Origin of the sequence: Pectobacterium versatile (genome assembly GCF_003932035.1) — a bacterium.
GTDB classification, from domain to species: Bacteria; Pseudomonadota; Gammaproteobacteria; order Enterobacterales; family Enterobacteriaceae; genus Pectobacterium; species Pectobacterium versatile.
Genome location: NZ_CP034276.1, coordinates 1,795,987 through 1,812,878, shown reverse-complemented (window position 1 = coordinate 1,812,878; position 16,892 = coordinate 1,795,987). Strand labels below are relative to the sequence as shown.

At 53.2% G+C, this 16,892-nt stretch carries 13 protein-coding genes; 5 read left to right on the top strand and 8 right to left on the bottom strand.

Features of this window, described 5'->3' with window-relative positions; translation table 11 throughout:
* Nucleotides 1-9 precede the first annotated feature (9 nt).
* Together EIP93_RS08105 and EIP93_RS08100 are read left to right on the top strand one after the other, a co-directional pair.
* Nucleotides 10-1,788 carry an ABC transporter permease subunit gene (locus tag EIP93_RS08105; protein WP_107333087.1) on the top strand — a complete coding sequence of 593 codons (1,779 nt, stop codon included), beginning with the start codon at nt 10-12 and terminating at the stop codon, nt 1,786-1,788.
* Nucleotides 1,789-2,205: 417 nt separating this feature from the next.
* Nucleotides 2,206-3,666: an AMP nucleosidase gene (locus EIP93_RS08100; protein WP_125232540.1), complete on the top strand. Its 1,461-nt coding sequence runs from the start codon at nt 2,206-2,208 to the stop codon at nt 3,664-3,666.
* Between the two features lie 81 nt (nt 3,667-3,747).
* Here EIP93_RS08100 and dksA read toward each other — a convergent pair whose 3' ends face one another.
* A complete protein-coding gene (gene dksA / locus EIP93_RS08095; RefSeq protein WP_226297477.1) occupies nt 3,748-4,170 on the bottom strand; it encodes an RNA polymerase-binding protein DksA in 423 nt (140 codons plus the stop codon).
* Between the two features lie 71 nt (nt 4,171-4,241).
* Between dksA and EIP93_RS08090 the strand changes: the two genes are divergently transcribed.
* Nucleotides 4,242-4,481, top strand: a complete 240-nt coding sequence (locus EIP93_RS08090; protein ID WP_039540821.1) for a hypothetical protein — start codon at nt 4,242-4,244, stop codon at nt 4,479-4,481.
* A gap of 69 nt (nt 4,482-4,550) precedes the next feature.
* On the opposite strand, the gene EIP93_RS08085 is transcribed toward EIP93_RS08090, so the two are convergent.
* From EIP93_RS08085 to EIP93_RS08075, 3 genes are all read right to left on the bottom strand, one after another.
* On the bottom strand, nt 4,551-5,870 hold the full coding sequence (locus EIP93_RS08085) for a hypothetical protein (protein ID WP_125232539.1): 1,320 nt from the start codon (nt 5,868-5,870) through the stop codon (nt 4,551-4,553).
* Between the two features lie 133 nt (nt 5,871-6,003).
* Nucleotides 6,004-7,506, bottom strand: coding sequence for a glycine betaine/L-proline transporter ProP (gene proP, locus EIP93_RS08080; RefSeq protein WP_039492709.1), 1,503 nt, complete (start codon nt 7,504-7,506; stop codon nt 6,004-6,006).
* A gap of 274 nt (nt 7,507-7,780) precedes the next feature.
* Nucleotides 7,781-8,773: an AraC family transcriptional regulator gene (locus EIP93_RS08075; RefSeq protein ID WP_191089088.1), complete on the bottom strand. Its 993-nt coding sequence runs from the start codon at nt 8,771-8,773 to the stop codon at nt 7,781-7,783.
* Between the two features lie 66 nt (nt 8,774-8,839).
* On the opposite strand from EIP93_RS08075, the gene EIP93_RS08070 reads away from it, so the two are divergent.
* Complete coding sequence (locus tag EIP93_RS08070) at nt 8,840-9,826, top strand: class I SAM-dependent methyltransferase (RefSeq protein ID WP_107333090.1); 987 nt, start codon at nt 8,840-8,842, stop codon at nt 9,824-9,826.
* 140 nt (nt 9,827-9,966) lie between these two features.
* Here EIP93_RS08070 and EIP93_RS08065 read toward each other — a convergent pair whose 3' ends face one another.
* The 4 genes from EIP93_RS08065 to EIP93_RS22735 form a co-directional block, all read right to left on the bottom strand.
* On the bottom strand, nt 9,967-11,634 hold the full coding sequence (locus EIP93_RS08065; RefSeq protein WP_107333091.1) for a methyl-accepting chemotaxis protein: 1,668 nt from the start codon (nt 11,632-11,634) through the stop codon (nt 9,967-9,969).
* 812 nt (nt 11,635-12,446) lie between these two features.
* The gene (ygjG, locus tag EIP93_RS08060; protein ID WP_206428389.1) at nt 12,447-13,853 is read right to left on the bottom strand and encodes a putrescine aminotransferase; all 1,407 of its coding nucleotides are present in this window, start codon (nt 13,851-13,853) and stop codon (nt 12,447-12,449) included.
* A 327-nt stretch (nt 13,854-14,180) separates the two neighbouring features.
* Entirely contained in the window at nt 14,181-15,605 is a 1,425-nt protein-coding gene (gene patD / locus EIP93_RS08055) for an aminobutyraldehyde dehydrogenase (protein WP_103971224.1), read from the bottom strand.
* 119 nt (nt 15,606-15,724) lie between these two features.
* Entirely contained in the window at nt 15,725-15,895 is a 171-nt protein-coding gene (locus EIP93_RS22735; protein WP_162847959.1) for a hypothetical protein, read from the bottom strand.
* Between the two features lie 455 nt (nt 15,896-16,350).
* Between EIP93_RS22735 and EIP93_RS08050 the strand changes: the two genes are divergently transcribed.
* Entirely contained in the window at nt 16,351-16,860 is a 510-nt protein-coding gene (locus EIP93_RS08050) for an RNA polymerase sigma factor (protein WP_103971225.1), read from the top strand.
* Nucleotides 16,861-16,892: the final 32 nt, after the last annotated feature.

The following is a 16,892-nucleotide window of genomic DNA, read 5'->3' as shown; positions in this document are numbered from 1 at the left end:
GACGAGTTTATGAGCGAATCGCTGTATTGCCGCACCTGTGCGACCATCAACCAGACGCAACGCCCGCGATACGGCGTGCTGATCCCGCTGTTTTCGCGGCTGCTGACGCTGGCGGGCATCGTGGTGCTGATTGGCATGTTGCCGTGGCTATCTGGTCAGGATCCGGCGCTGGCGCTGCTGCGTGCCCGTTCCGGCGAGCAGGAAGCAACGGCGGAAACGCTAAACGCGATTCGTCACTCTCTTGGGCTGGATCAAGGCCCGTTGCAGTTGCTGTTGAGCTGGCTGACGGGCCTATTGCACGGCGATGCGGGTAACTCCTGGGTTTCTGGTCGGCCAGTCCTTCCGGGGATGTTGCAAGCGGCGGGCGTCTCGCTCACGCTGATGGCGTCTTCGGCGCTGGTGGCCTTTACGCTGGCTGCCGTGCTGTGCGCCCCTACCTTTCGGCAAGGGTTACGCGGTCAGGTTCATCGTTCAGGTGGCCTGTTTGCCGCCTTGTTTACCGCACTGCCCGAATTCCTGCTGGCGTCATTTCTGCTGATCGTCGGCGCCGTCTGGCTACAGTGGTTCCCACCCTATGGCTGGCTAGGCTTGCACTACGCGGTACTGCCATCGCTGGCGCTCGGTATTCCAGCAGGCGGTTACCTTGGCCGAATTATTGCCGACGCGCTATCCGCCACTTTCAGCGAAAACTGGCTCACCACTTGGAGTGTGTCGGGAGTGAACCGTCGTCATATCGCACTGGCAGTGCTGAAGCGCACGTTGCCCAGCGTGATGCCGCTAGTCGGGTTGGTTCTGGTTTCGTTAACCGGCGGTGCTATCGCCGTCGAAAAAGTGTTCGCGATTCCCGGTCTGGGACGTGCAACGCTGGGGGCAGCGGCCGCGCAGGATCTGCCCGCCTTGCAGGTCGGCGTGCTGATTCTCTTACTCATCGCCTCGCTGGCTGGCATAACAGCAAGCGGCGTGCGACTGCTGATTCTCGGACGCGCACTGCGGAGCGGTGCTATGCCAGTGCCGGAAGAACACGGTAGCCCGGCATCTCGTCATGCTATCTGGCTGCCGATTATCTGCGTGCTGCTGCTGGCGCTTCTGCTGCTGGCTGGCCTGCCGCGCGATCCCTATACCTCCGCCTTTCTGCGCCTGCAACCGCCGTCGTTCCTGCTGCCTTTTGGCGCGGACGCGATGGGGCGCGATTTATTGGCGCGCGTCGCACACGGCACGCTAAATACCTGTCTGCTGGCGCTGGCGGTGTCACTGGCCTGTCTGGCGATTGGCCTGTTAGTTGGGCTGTTTCCGCGTCTGTTCAGCGGCCCCATCGAAGTGACTAACGCTCTGCCGCCAGTGATTGCCGGGCTGCTGGTTGCTGCGGTCAATGGTCCGACGGCAACGGGCGCGGCGATTGCCGTCATTGCCGTCAGTTGGGCTCCGCTCGCGGCCCACACGGCAGCACTGGTCGCCGAAATCAATGCGCGCCCTTATATTCGGATGCTGCCGATTCTCGGTGTCGGTCCGATACGGCGCAGCCTGTTCTATATTCTGCCCGCGCTGATTGGTCCGCTTTTCCGTCACGCTATGCTGAAACTGCCAGGCATCGCGCTGGCGCTGGCATCGCTCGGCTTTTTAGGTCTGGGCGCGTCACCGCCGACGCCAGAATGGGGACGCGTCCTAGCTGAAGGGATGCCGTATATCGAACGTGCCTTCTGGGGCGTGCTGGCACCGGCTGCCGCACTCGGCGTGCTGTCGATACTGGCCGTGAGCGCAGCGAACCTCTCCGGTCGCCACAAACACTAATCGATCGAGGGACTCCCGCCTCTCTCGACGTTCACAGCCCTGCCAGATTTCACGATGGCGGGGCTGTGCATCTTCAGTTACGCTGTGAGCGAATCTCTGTCGAAGTACATATGAATATACCCTAAATAATTCGAGTTTCAGGCAGGCGGCAAGCGAAGGACAAATTCGTCGGGAACGAATTTGACCAGCCAACGGCTGGCCTTCGGTGAGAGACAGGACGTCTCTCATTTCATCCCGATGAGCTTACTCAGGTAAGTGATTCGGGTGACTGACAACTCTGCCAAAGGCAGAGTTGAACGCTGCTGGCAGCGGCCCCAACGGGGCGAGGTACACGTTAGTGTGCCGAGTAACGTAGCCAACGCACATGCAACTTGAAGTATGACGGGTATAGTGCAGAGCGTGATTAAAGGAGAGAATATGCATAACAGCGGATCCCACGTCAGTCTTACCGTCACTCAGACTCTGGATAAACTGGAAGCGCTGTATGATGAAGCCGTCTCAGCGCTGCGCGACGCCATCGGGGACTTCATCAATGATGGCACGCTGCCCGATGCCACTGCGCGTGCAGCAGGACTATTTTCCTACCCAGCCTTACGCGTCAGTTGGAGTGGCAATTCGACCGGTCATCCCCGACATCGCGCCTATGGGCGTTTTACTCATCCCGGCAGTTACTCCACCACCGTTACCCGTCCGGCATTTTTGCGTGCTTATCTGGCGGAACAGCTGGCGCTGCTGGAGGGGGATTATGACGTCACTATCGAGGTCAGTCCGTCTCAGCAGGAAATTCCCTTCCCCTACGTGCTCGACGGTTCCGACCTGATTCTTGACCGTTCCATGAGCGCGGGCATCGCCAAGCATTTCCCTACGACAGAACTGTCGCAGATTGGGGACGAGACGGCAGATGGGCTGTTTCACGCCACCACGACATCGCCGCTGTCGCACTTCGACGCGCTGCGTACCGATTTCTCGCTGGCGCGACTTCGCCACTATACCGGCACGCCGGTAGAACATATTCAGCCGTTCATTCTCTTCACCAACTACACCCGCTATGTCGATGAGTTTGTACGCTGGGCCTGTGCGCAGATTGCCGATCCCGATAGCCCGTATGAGGCGCTGTCCTGCGCGGGGGGGATCTATATCACCGCCGACACGCCTAATCCCGAGCAGACGGTGTCCGATCTAGCCTGGAAGAACCACCAGATGCCTGCCTATCATCTGATTCCTCGTCAGGGTAAAGGGATTACGATGGTCAATATCGGCGTCGGGCCATCCAACGCTAAAACCATCTGCGATCACCTCGCAGTGATGCGCCCCCATGCCTGGCTGATGATCGGCCACTGCGGCGGCCTGCGTGAAAGCCAGTCCATCGGCGATTATGTGCTGGCGCACGCTTACCTGCGTGACGACCACGTACTGGACGCCGTGCTGCCGCCGGATATCCCGATTCCCAGCATCGCCGAGGTGCAGCGAGCGCTGTACGACGCGACCAAGATGGTCAGCGGGATGCCGGGGGAAGAAGTTAAACAGCGCCTGCGTACTGGCACGGTTGTGACCACCGATGACCGCAACTGGGAATTACGCTACGCGGCCTCTGCCCTGCGGTTTAACCTCAGTCGCGCCGTGGCGGTGGATATGGAAAGTGCGACGATTGCCGCACAGGGGTATCGCTTCCGCGTACCTTACGGCACGCTGCTGTGCGTCTCGGACAAACCGTTGCACGGTGAAATCAAGCTGCCGGGACAGGCGAACCGTTTCTATGAAGGGGCGATTTCAGAGCATTTGCAGATTGGCATCTGCGCTATCGATCTGCTGCGGGCGGAAAGTGACAAGCTGCACTCACGTAAGCTACGCACCTTTAACGAGCCACCGTTCCGCTGATTACATCTCGTTTGTTCGGACAGGCAACCGCATTCGTGCGGTTGCCTGATTCACGCGGGCACCCAACCTCTCACCACATTACTAATGGCGGCGGCGCTGGTGCTCTTTGATTTCCTGCGTTTGCTTGGCATCGATACTTAATTCCGCCGTTGGCCTTAATAAAAGCCGCCGAAGCCCAATCGGTTCGCCAGTTTCCAGACAATATCCATACTCACCGCTGCGGATACGTTGCAACGCCGCATCAATTTTAGGCAACAGCCGACTTTCTCGATCGATTTGCCGAAATAGCATCCTTAACTCTTCTTCGCGCATGGCTTTATCGCCTTCATCACCGCTCTGTTCACTCCGTTGAATACCACCTTTCAGCTCCTCAATGTGTTGCAGCAGCGCTAGGCGCTCGGTCTGTAAACGCTGCGTGAAAAAGGCCAACTGTGCCGAATTCATGTAATCGACTTCTGGCATAGCGAGAATCAGCACTTCTTCTTTTAGTATCCGACTTGGCATAATGTTCTCCACGATAGCACGCCCGAATTTGTTATGTTATAACAGTAAAAACACCATAACGGATGTGCCCAATGAAAAAAGGTCTGTCAGTTCTGTTTCTTTCCCTGGTGGCAGCACAAGCTTCCGCTTTTCAGGCGAAAATAGCCCAGTCCGATGATGCTGGGTTACGTAATATCGATGAGGCCAAGCGCACTTTTTCTGGCTTTACGCCAATGGGGCTCCAAACCATTCACCCCGGTCAGTGTGATGCAACCTCCGTTAATGGCTGTGGTTGCCCATTTTGCACTCAGCTGCGGCTCGTGGGTCGCTGAGCATCGCACCTTTGACATCGAAAATGCGGGCATCCCTGCCCGCGTATTGCTTCAACCCTGATTGAGCTTTTAGCGCTTACCCGCCAACTCGGTGGGTGCGCCATCAATTTTAATATCCAACCCTTGCTTCGCGCTGTTCAGGTAAAACTCACGAATTCGCTGATTCACCGGATCGCTGACGTACACGCTGCCGCCGACAATGGCGAGCGATGGTGTTGGCGTTTTCGCACCGTAAGCGCAGTCAAACGCCTCAACCGCATCAAAGCTGGCGACTTGTTTCCAGTTCGGCGCCACGTCATACAATCGCAGCTTGCCATCCGGCGTCAGGTTGGCGACCCGCTTGCCATCAGCAGAGACTTCAAATTTGCACACGGCCTGAGCGTCTGGGATAGCAAACGTATCCTGTGCCGTGAGCTTTTTAGCCTGAGGATCGATGCGAATGAGTGCATTAAACGGTTGCCCACCCAGCCCACCGTAATTACCAATCACATAAGTGCCTTGCAGGCCGGATTTCAGCGTGCTGGTACGGCGATCGTCAGGATAAGCCAGCTTGTGTGATACCCATTTCCCGCTCTGCTGTTTTACGACCAAAACTCCGCCGTCGCTTTTCGCATCGCCATCCAATAATTTCGCGTTACAGCCAAAAACGTGGACGTGATTTAGCGCGCTGTGCCCATGAAACTCTTTACAAGAACGCTGGAGATCCTGCTCCTGATTAAAGTCCGCTATCGCTTTCCAGTCCTTGTCTTGCTGATAAACCACAAAACCGTTAGGACGCGATGTCACCGCTTTATCATCCCCTTTGGCATAGGCTGCTTTCGGCACGGAAATCAGCCACTGATTATTCCCCAACGGTGCGGTGATGCCGTGCTGCGGTGCTGGGCTTTTGCGCTTCTCAACAACAGGATTCGCGCTATCCAGATCCGACAAGCGGATCATGACCGATTCTGGCTTGCTGGGGCCGTCCCACGGACGTAAGCCATCGTACGACCAGGCCACCCAACCATTCTCCGAGGTAATATGTGAGGGTTTGTCTCCCGTCACCCGTAGCGGCAAAAGACGCGGTTCGCCTTTATGCACGTCCAGATGGTCGTCGTGCGATTCATAGGTCAGGCCGGTATCAAGAAAAGCGATAGTGCCAGCATCATCATAAAGGTTGATGATGGTGAATCGCCCATCCTCCGTAGGCACCAACGCCGCATTCGCCCGGCCCACGTCAAAGGTATGCGTAACCTTGAAGGTGTCCAGATCCAGCACGCTGAGCGTCGGTTTCTGATGATCGGAAAAGATTAACCGCCCGCGCAATACCTCATGATCGTGCGCCTGAACGCTCGCACTCCCCGCCCCCATCAACAGCGCCAGAGTCGCTGCGATTGTCGTTTTCTGCATCTTTATCTCCGTGATGTTATTGTGATTTGTAGTTATGTTATAACATAACAATTAAAGATGCCAGAATCGGGCAGGAAGGGGCAGAGCAAAAGCGCCACATCTGTGGCGCTTGCTTAAGACAGTAAGATTGAGACTAATTAATCTCAGGATGCTGTTCGGTCAGGCGTTTTCTTTTCTTCTCCAGTTCGGCAATTTGCTCATCAATTTCTTCTATTTTCTGCTCGATATTGTCGTACTGTTCCTGCAACAGCTCTTTGGCTTCCGTCCGATCCGATGCCGCTGGCGTTGCGCCTTTCAGCGGCTGGTTAGCGGTTTCCCGCATCGACATCCCGGTAATCAGACCAATCAGCCCAATCACCATCAGGTAATACGCCGGCATATATAAATTACCGGTAGACTCCACCAGCCACGCCGCTGCCGTTGGCGTAAAGCCCGCAACCAGCACGGAAACGTTAAATGACGTCGCCAGCGCGCTATAGCGAATATGTGTGGGGAACAGAGCAGGAAGCGTCGACGCCATCACTCCCGTGAAGGAATTTAGCAGTACGGCCAGCATCAGCAATCCGCAGAAGATCAACCCAATTACATCACTGTTAATCAAGATAAAGCTGGGTACTGACAGCAACAGCAGCCCAATACTGCCGCAAATAATAAACGGTTTACGCCCGTACCGGTCGCTCATTAGCCCCATCACTGGCTGCACAAACAGCATCCCGATCATGACGGCGATAATAATCATCACACCATGATCTTCCGAGTAATTCAGGCTGTGTGAAAGGTAACTCGGCATATAGGTCAGCAGCATGTAATAGGTGACATTGGTGGTAATCACCATCCCGATACAGATCAACAAGCCTTTCCATTGTTTGGTCACAATCTCACGCAGGGAGACCCTCGGCGGAGATTGGATGCTGTCTTTTGATTCTTTATCAATTTTGTCAACGTGCTGTTGGAACGTCGGCGTTTCTTCCAGCGCATGGCGCAAATAAATCCCGATTAATCCGAGCGGCGCGGCAATAAAGAACGGAATACGCCATCCCCATTCAAGAAAACTCTCTTCTCCCACGATGGAAGAAATGAGCACCACGACACCAGCCCCCATGACGAACCCGGCAATAGAGCCGAAATCCAGCCAGCTCCCTAAAAAGCCGCGTCGTCTGTCCGGGGAATATTCGGCAACAAAAATTGCCGCGCCGGTATATTCTCCCCCGACGGAGAATCCCTGCGCCAGTTTCGCCAACAGCAGTAATATCGGCGCCCAAATACCAATCGATTCATAGGACGGAATCAAGCCGATACAGAATGTACTCACCGACATGATAATAATGGTGATCGACAAGACTTTCTGGCGACCAAATTTATCCCCCATCGCCCCAAAGAATATCCCGCCAAGTGGCCGAACCAAAAAGGGAACCGAGAACGTTGCCAGCGCGGCAATCATTTGTACGCCGGGATCGGCTCCGGGGAAAAAGACCTGTCCGAGTGCATACGCCACAAAACCATATACGCCAAAATCAAACCATTCCATCGCATTACCCAATGCGGCGGCGGTAATGGCTTTTTTGAGTCTGGCATTATCAATAATGGTAATGTCCTGAATTTTCATCGGTTCGACTTTTTTCTTTTTTAATCTCATCCTTTTTTCCTTTGCTTAAAAAGCGACCCTTTATTAAAAATAAAATGCTCTCTTTCATGCACAGGGAACCACCCGACTGTGCGCTGAAAAATGAACAGTTTATTGGCCGCAATATTCATTACTCGTTGATACTGCTGGATGAAGTATAGAAGAATTTGGACAAAAGCTCGGATTCAGGCACCGCCTGCCTAAATAACGCACGGGAATATAATCAAAGGAAAATAACGGTAAATAGTTATTACAACATCATCACATTAATGTCAGCGGGGTATTTTTACTTACGTGAAGCAATCATTTTCGGGTTACGGTTAAAATAGCGCGTAAATGCCAGGCTGAAATTAGCGGGATGTCGATAGCCAACTTGCCAGGCAGTCTGTGCCACCTGAAATCCCTGCTCCAGTAGCTGATGCGCCCGTTCCATCCGCATCCGTAATAACATCTGACCCGGCGTGGTCGCAAAGCAGCGATGAAACCCAAACTTGAGTCTGGATTCGCTCATTCCTGCCTGTGCCGCAATACAGGCCAGCGTCAGCGGTTCAGCCAAATGCTCACGCATCCAGCGGCATACTTGATCTATTTGCTGCCGCTCCTGTGGATGAATGCCGCCTCGTTTCTCTTCCGGTTGCAGGACGTGCCGATACTGCGCCAGCAGGCTTAAGGCATGGATATGACGATTCAGCGGATCGGCGTCAGCGCACAGCGCATTGACATGAACCTGGCTCGCCGCAGATAGGGGCGTAAACGCACGCTGTTCTACCCCAACGTCACTGAATAGCTGCTCCGCACAGTTCGCGCCAAAATAGCGAGTCGCCGCCATTTTTCCCACCAGCAGCCGTAGCTGATCGACCTGCTGTTGAGCCTGATAATGGCGCTCGCCCACGCTGGAACCAAACGTCGTGATAGTGACATGCTGTTGACGAAACCAGATCGATGAGCCGCCACAATCGTAATAAACAGACTCCCCTGCCAGCGCAAACGTCATGACCAGCATCGGTTGCGAATGCGGGTTCTGTGTTTCTTCCACCAAGTTGCGGCGCGGGCGATATTGCGAACGAGCCAGCGACAGATCCGTATCGATACAGCTGAAATCTGACCAGCATTCGCCAATAACGCCCGGCAGTGTTCGACGCGAATCAGAACGATTCACCTGGCCCACACGACATCGATCGCCTGATGACAATCCCTCTCGCCCCTGCTGCTGCCTTTGCACCATCGTCCCCCCGCCGTTTCGCATATGAAAAACGCCGCCTCGCATAACAATGAACATAATAACCATTCTCATTTATAGATAGCATATTCCCTATCGACTGACCATCAATGAGAAAGACCGTTTATGAATCCATTAGAGACGTTATGGCAGCTTGCCGCCAGCAGCGTGAAGGCTGACGCCTTACATCTGGCGCTGGAACAGCAGATTTTCGATCGGCTGGAAGAGGTCACCACACCGGAACAGCTGGCGGAAGCGCTGGGCTGGCAGCCGGAGAAAACTGGGTTTCTGCTTGAGATCCTGTGGAGCATGCAGCTATTGACGCGTCATCACGATGGTTATCGCACCGCTCCAGCCTGTGGCGCCGTGCTCTGTCGCAGCAGTTCACGTTTTCTGGGCGACGCCTGGCGTTTTCGCCTGACCAGCCTGCGTCAGTTTGGTCAGGGACTCGGCGACGGCATGCATCAGCCGCTGCAAACACAGTTGAGCGAGTTACCGCGCGATGCAGCGTGGGCCAACGCCGCAGAACAGCAGATCGCACAAGAGCAGCGGGCGGTGACGGCCGACCGTGCCGAGCAGTTGATCGCCAGCCTGCCGGATTTTCCGCAAATCAGACACGTTCTCGATCTGGGCGGCGGTCCCGGCTGGGTGGCGATTACGTTGGCGCTGCGTCACGCTCAGATCTCCGGCACGGTGTATGACCTGCCGCAGACCGCCGTCGTGGCCCAACGCAATATCGACAGTGCGGGGTTATCCGCACGTCTGTCGGCGCAAAGCGGCCCGTTTCCCAGCGAAAAATACGATCTGATTTGGAGCTCTTCTTTCCTGCATTTTGTCGAAGACATTCCCGCCATGCTGGGCACGCTCCACGATGCGCTGACATCGGAGGGCACGCTGATTCTGGCACAGGCGGAGATTGCTGAAGCACCGGAGGATGCCGCACCGGTTCTGCCGTTTTATCTGCCGATGCAAATGAGTGGACGCCATGTTACGCGGGAAGGCCAACTGACACGGTGGCTACTGGCTGCGGGCTTTACCTCTGTCGAAACTCATCGTCATCAGGCATTCCCCATGGCACCGCTGAATGTGCTGATCGCTCGTAAACACCGATAACCGCGCATGCTTTATCTGAATGTAAAAAGCCAGTCAGCAAAAGCTGACTGGCAAATAAAACCTTCAATAACACTATCTGCTTTATGATTCCCTACTTTCACACTCTCCCTGACGTGCTGGCGGCAATACTATTTTCATTATCAGAAACGGGTCCAGTCAGACGCACTAGGGGCAGATGCTTTGGAAGAGACTGGAAGCATAGCAACAAGCGACAGCGTCTCCGTTACAGGCTGCTTGGGCGCCGAACGTTCATATCCCGCAATCCTGAACACCGAGACTTCTCTGACAAGCTGATCCGCTTGTTCCTTGAGGCTCTGTGCTGCCGCCGCGGATTCTTCCACCAACGCGGCATTTTGTTGTGTTGTCTGATCCATTTGGCTGACAGCGATACCGACCTGCTCAACCCCTGTCGATTGCTCAGCACTTGCGGAGCTAATCTCTGATACGGTATCGCTCAACTGGCGGATTGACATCACCACCTGCTGCATCGTTTCCCCCGCTTTATTCACCAATACCGAACCAAGCTCAACACGTTCAACGCTCGCAGTAATCAGGTTTTTGATCTCTTTAGCGGCTTCTGCGCTACGCTGTGCCAGATTACGCACTTCTCCCGCCACAACGGCGAACCCTCGCCCTTGTTCGCCAGCCCGGGCAGCCTCAACGGCGGCGTTAAGCGCTAAAATATTCGTCTGGAACGCAATGCTGTCGATGACGTTGATAATATCCGCAATACTGCGCGAACTTTCATTAATGGACTTCATCGTGCCCACCACGTCATTGACAACATTCCCTCCCTGAAGGGCAACGGTACTCGCATTTTGAGCCAGCACATTAGCCTGGCGGGCATTGTCGGCATTGTTTTTTACCGTCATCCCTAATTGCGTCATGGTTGAAGAGGTTTCTTCGAGTGCACTCGCCTGTTCTTCGGTTCGTGATGACAAATCAGCGTTACCCTGAGCAATCTGCATGCTGGCAGTCGCGACACTCTCCGCATTATTTCTGACACCAATAACCATCCGCGTCAGCGCAGCCTGCATCTCTTTCATTTCTTCCAACAACAGGCCCGTTTCATCACGGCTATTCACATCAATTGAACCACTCAGATCGCCTGCACTGATACGTTTCGCAGAGGAGAGTGCTGTGGATAACGGTATGGTGACGCTACGCGTTAATGACCAGGCGGTAAGGCACCCTAAAACGGTTGAAAAGACTGATAGCACCAACATCCACAACAGCGCATCAGTAATATACGTTCTCGTCACCTGTTTGGCATGATCAACAAACGATACCTGTAGCTCGGTAAATTCACTCAGTTTGGCAAAATAAACGGCCTGAATATTTGCTATATCACCAAATACCAATTCTGTTGCCAGCGCATCCTCATCTTCCATTGCATAGCCAATCGCTTTATTGATGCTCAGGCTATACTGTTTTCTGATATCGATAAGCTGATTAAATAACTCCCGCGCATGTTCCGAATTGACCATACCATCAAGCTTTTTATATATTCCACTTGCCGTGTCAGTCGTTTTTACTATGGTCGCCTTTAGTTCCTGTTTTTCTTGCGTTCTGTCTGCAGGGAGGAGAATAATATCACGCAGCGTGCGGACATTGGTATTCAGTACGTCCTGAATATCGCGCAGCATGTCGACCTTAACCATTCTATCCTCAGTCACCTCATCAAACTCAGCGCCAATATTTTTCATAAAATAATAGCTAATGGATGACAAAGTCAGTGTCAATACAATTAACAAGCCAAACCCCAGAAAAAGCCGACTGCCAATTTTTATATTTTTAAAAAAAATCATGTTAGCACCAGAATATTACATTTTAAAAATCGTTACCCAACCACGATTGATGACATAGTCAGCCGCTGTCTGTTTAACGAAAAAACAGCACAGACGGTAAAGCGAACCGCTATCGCACCGGGCTCCCTGGCTTCTCTAAATCTCTTATTTTCTGATGCATGTAACAGAATACTGGCATAAGAAATCCATTTGGCCATATATTGTTATATCTCACATTGCATGTGTCTTTGTGATATTTGCTTACTGAAACGGTTTACTTGATAAAGTAATTTAACTCTCCTTTTTTATTCCTCGCTGAAATTCACATGATTTATTGCATAATAAAGAGCAAACTATTGCTCAAAGAAAGCTAAAAGCCTTAGCTCTCACCTACCGAACTCGAGTTAGTGTTACGCTTAATTATTTGGAGTCTGTATAAATAAAAAATAACGTCAGGTCGAAGCAAGCTACATTCTATAACCATACACTATCACAAATGGAAGATCGATCGGAAATAACGATCATTAAACCGTTCAATTTCCTTTGTTCGATCGTTTTTTTCTATCAAAAAATAATAATGGGAAAAATCTGAGTTCCATTAATTAAATCAGACTTATAAGTTAGAAAGCTAATAGTTAAGATTGAGTAACAACACCGTCCATATCATTACGCTTTGTGACACTCAATATAGTGTAACGTGACTGAATTAATTAGATTTAACGCATAATGGCAGGTTCCCGCGTCTCGCGGGAGAATAAAAAAAGCCAGTCAGTAAGGGCTGACTGGCTTTCGGAGTGAACATAATCGGGTGCTGCGTGTTTCCGTCTCGTTTTTCACTCTACCGCATATTCCTTCATTTTATTTTCGTCAGGCATTGTGCCATTGAGTTTCTTGAGCACTTCCTTCGCTTCTTTCAGCACTCGGGCACATTGCTCGCGCGTGATGGTAAGCGGTGGCTCAATCCTGACCGATTTAGCATTATTCAAGGTGCCCGCAACCAGAACATTACGTTGAAACAGCTCTTTCGCGAAGGCATACCCGATCTCGTTTTTCCTGAACTCGATAGCCTGCAACAGCCCCATTCCTCGTGCTTCGATAATCAATTGAGGATATTCGGCTGCCAACTGCTGTAAGCCCTGCAACAAAAATTCCCCTTGTATCGTCGCCTGTTCCGGCAGATTCTTCGTCAGCAACTCATTAACCGTCGCCAGCGCCGCCGCACAGGCCAGCGGATTGCCGCCAAACGTGGTGGTATGCAGGAATGGGTTTTCAAACAGCACGGAGAAAACGTCTTCCGTTGCCACCGTTGCACCAATCGGCATCACGCCGCCGCCCAACGCCTTCGCCAGACACAGAATGTCGGGTTGCACGCCATAATGCTCACAGGCGAACATCTTGCCCGTGCGCCCCATTCCGGTTTGTACCTCATCCAGAATCAGCAATGCCCCAACCTCATCGCATAATGATCTGACCGCAGGCAAGTAATTTTCCGGAGGCACAATCACGCCGCCTTCTCCTTGAATAGGTTCAAGGATGATGGCAGCAACGTCATCGCCGGTCTTCTGGCATTGCTGAACCTGCTTGCGCATGGCGTTGATATCGCCAAAAGCAACATGATGGAAGCCGGGTAACAGCGGCATGAAAGGACGACGAAACGCGGGCTTGGCGGTGGCGGAAAGCGCGCCCAGCGATTTCCCGTGGAATGCGCCTGTCGCGGCGATAAAGGTATATTTACCGCGCGGTGACTGGTAGGCCTTCGCCAGCTTTAACGCTGCCTCAACCGATTCCGTTCCACTATTGCAGAAGAAGCTGTATTTCAGATTGCCCGGCGTCAGCGCCGCCAGCGTTTTCGCCAACAGCCCCCGCAGCGGATCGAGCAGTTCCTGACTGTGCAGCGGTTGTCTGGCAAGCTGGCGCTCAACGGCAGCAATGACGTTAGGGTTACGATGCCCAACGTTAAAAATGCCGTAACCGCCGAGGCAGTCCAGATATTCATTCCCTTGGGTATCAATCAGCGTATTCGGGCCGCTGGCGCGCCATTCGACTGCGCCGTAGTCGCCGCCGGTAGTGACAGATTTTCGGTACTCCAGAAAACCCGGGTTGACGTATTCGCGAAAACAACTCAAAACTTCTCGATTCAGTGCCGCCATGTCATCGTGGGATAGCGTGTCACTATGAATCCAATGCAGTGCCTGCTGAGTACACTCTAGCGGGTTAAGGTGGGCGTTTGATCTGGACAAAATGCGCTCCTTGAAAACGGACATCACGCGATGCCACTTTAATTAATGCACATAACACGCCAGTCGCCCGCCCCAAATCAGAATAAAATATAAAAACGCGATCTAATCCAAAAATTCAGCAGATGATTTGAACTAAATAATAATATGCGGAATTAAAAACCGATAAGCATGGAAAATGCCAGTATGAGGAAAATCAAAGCATCTTGTGATGCCCCACTTTTGTCCAGCGCGCCCTTTTTTGGGGCACGCCGGGGCTGGATAAACGCGCTATGTCATTACCCGCTTGTCGTTCAGGATAAACAGAACCCTGCGGCAGACAGAAGATCCTCAGTGCCGGATCATGATATGGCGCACGATGGTGTAGTCCTCCAGACCGTACATCGACATATCCTTGCCGTAGCCAGACAGCTTCTGCCCACCGTGCGGCATTTCACTCACCAGCATGAAGTGGGTATTCACCCAGGTACAACCGTACTGAAGGCACGCGGCCAGACGGTGCGCCCGCCCGATATCGCGCGTCCAAACCGACGAGGCCAGCCCGTAATGTGAGGCATTCGCCCAGCCAATCACCTGCGCTTCATCGTCAAACGGTGTGATGGATATCACCGGGCCAAACACCTCTTTCTGAACGATTTCGTCTTCCTGCTTTGCTCCCGCCAGCACCGTAGGCTGGAAGTAGAATCCCTGCCCTTTCACCCGCTCGCCACCGGTCACCACCGTAATGTGCGGCAGCGCTTTGGCGCGTTCGACAAAACCAATCACGCGTTCCAACTGTGGCTCGGTAATTAATGGCCCCAGTTCGGTCGTTTCATCATGTGGATCGCCTATTTTCAGCGTCGCTACCGCTTTTCCTAATGCTTCTACGACCTCATCGTAGATCCCTCGCTGCACATACAGCCGACAGGCCGCGGTACAATCCTGCCCCGCATTGTAAAAACCGAAACTGCGGATTCCATCAACCACCTGATCGATATCAGCATCGTCGAAGACAATCACCGGCGCTTTACCGCCCAGCTCCATATGGGTTCGTTTTACGCTCGCGGCGGTATGCGACAGAATATGCGCCCCGGTCGCAATCGAACCAGTCAGCGATACCATGTTGACTTTCTCATGCCCCGTCAGCGCATCGCCGATATCCGCCCCGCGCCCGAACACAATATTCACCACGCCCGCTGGCAGGATCTCGGACAGCAGATGCGCCAGATAGAACGTGGTCAGTGGAGTTTGCTCCGCCGGTTTCAGCACCACGCAGTTTCCCGCCGCCAGCGCGGGTGCCAGCTTCCACGACGCCATCATCAACGGATAATTCCACGGTGCGATGGACGCCACTACGCCAACCGGATCGCGCCGGATCATCGAGGTATGTCCTTCAAGATACTCTCCCGCCGCCGAACCGCTCAGGCAGCGTGCCGCACCGGCAAAAAAGCGAAACACATCGGCGACCGCAGGCACTTCATCATTCAGCGCCGCATGGTAGGGCTTACCGCAGTTCAGCGATTCAAGCTCGGCAAACGCCTCAGCATTTTCCTCGATGGCATCGGCAATTTGTAGCAACAGCGTCGCGCGCGTTTTCGGTGTGGTCTGGCCCCAGTGTGCAAAAGCGGACTCTGCAGCCAGAACGGCTGCATCAACCTGGTGCAGATCGGCCTGCGCAATGGCGGCAATTTGCTCTCCTGTGGCAGGATTAAATACCGCTAACGCCTCGCCTTTCCCCGCGACCAGCTTGCCTTCTATCAGTAATTTATCGTGCATACATTTTCCTTACAGAGAGAAAACCATCTTGTTTTTCATCACTATCTGCAAAATGTCTGTGCAAAAAACCTGCCACGTTGTACTTAGCTGTCGCTCCATTCTGCAACCGTGGCATTACACTAGGGCGCGTTGCCTGATTCTTTCTGCGTCTGCGTGGCGGCCTGTCTGGCTTCCTCAGCCAGCGCTTCAATCTCTTCTTCCGTCAACTGCTCTGATGCCTCATGCACCTTTGCCAGCCCTTCGCTGACCGTCACCTCTTTAGGATCCTGCGTTGAGTCCTTCGTGGTCATCTCTGTATCTCCTGATTAAATAATAAGCCAGCAAAGATAAGTGTAGTCGATGGCGAGAATCCGCCAATCTGAAGAAGATTTAACTCTGCTTTCCGGTTCGTCATATGTGATAATAATTATCAATTACATTAAATTTGTACCCTAAATAATTCGAGTTGCAGGAAGGCGGCAAGAGAGGGAATCCCGATGAGCTTACATAAGTAAGTGATTCGGGTGACTGACAAACCTGCCAGAGGCTGGTTTGAACGCTGCTTGCAGCGGCCCCAGTGGGGCGAGGGACACGCAAGTGTGCCGAGTAACGCGGCCAACGCACAAGCAGCTTGAAGTATGACGGGTATATTATTCAGGGCCTTACCCCGTCAACGGACAGTGCATTGCTATGGATAGCGCCGTGGCAAGGAAAAGGGGTTCTGTTGCCGCAAGTCGGCGGGAAGGTCACCTGACGGGACGTTGGCATGTCAGAGTCTGAACTCAGAATGCTGTTCAACCACTATGCAGAACGGTTGGAACGCTATCTCAATCATAAACTGCGCGACCCTCAGGCAGCGGCAGATCTGGTGCAAGAGAGTTTTTTACGGTTGGCACAACGGCTGGAACAGCAAGATGATGTAGACGACAAGAAGGCGTATCTCTATAAGACAGCAAATAATTTGCTGCTTGATCATGTCCGTCACCAGCAGCGCTGGCAGATGGCGACGTCCGTTGACGACGTGGAAGCGACACTGGAATACCTGCCGGATGCCGCTCCCCAGCTCGATCAAACGGCCATCGCCCAACAGGAGCTGGAGCGTCTGGCAAAGGTACTGGCGACGCTGCCGGAGCGCACACAGCTGATATTTCATCTGCATCGGTTTGAACACATGACGCAGGCACAAATTGCTCAGCAGTTGGAGATTTCCCTCAGCACTGTTGAGAAGCATCTTGCCATGACGCTGAGTGCAATGATGACGATCCGCTCCTCGTGAAACACGTCGCCCATCGTGAAATAATCACAAAT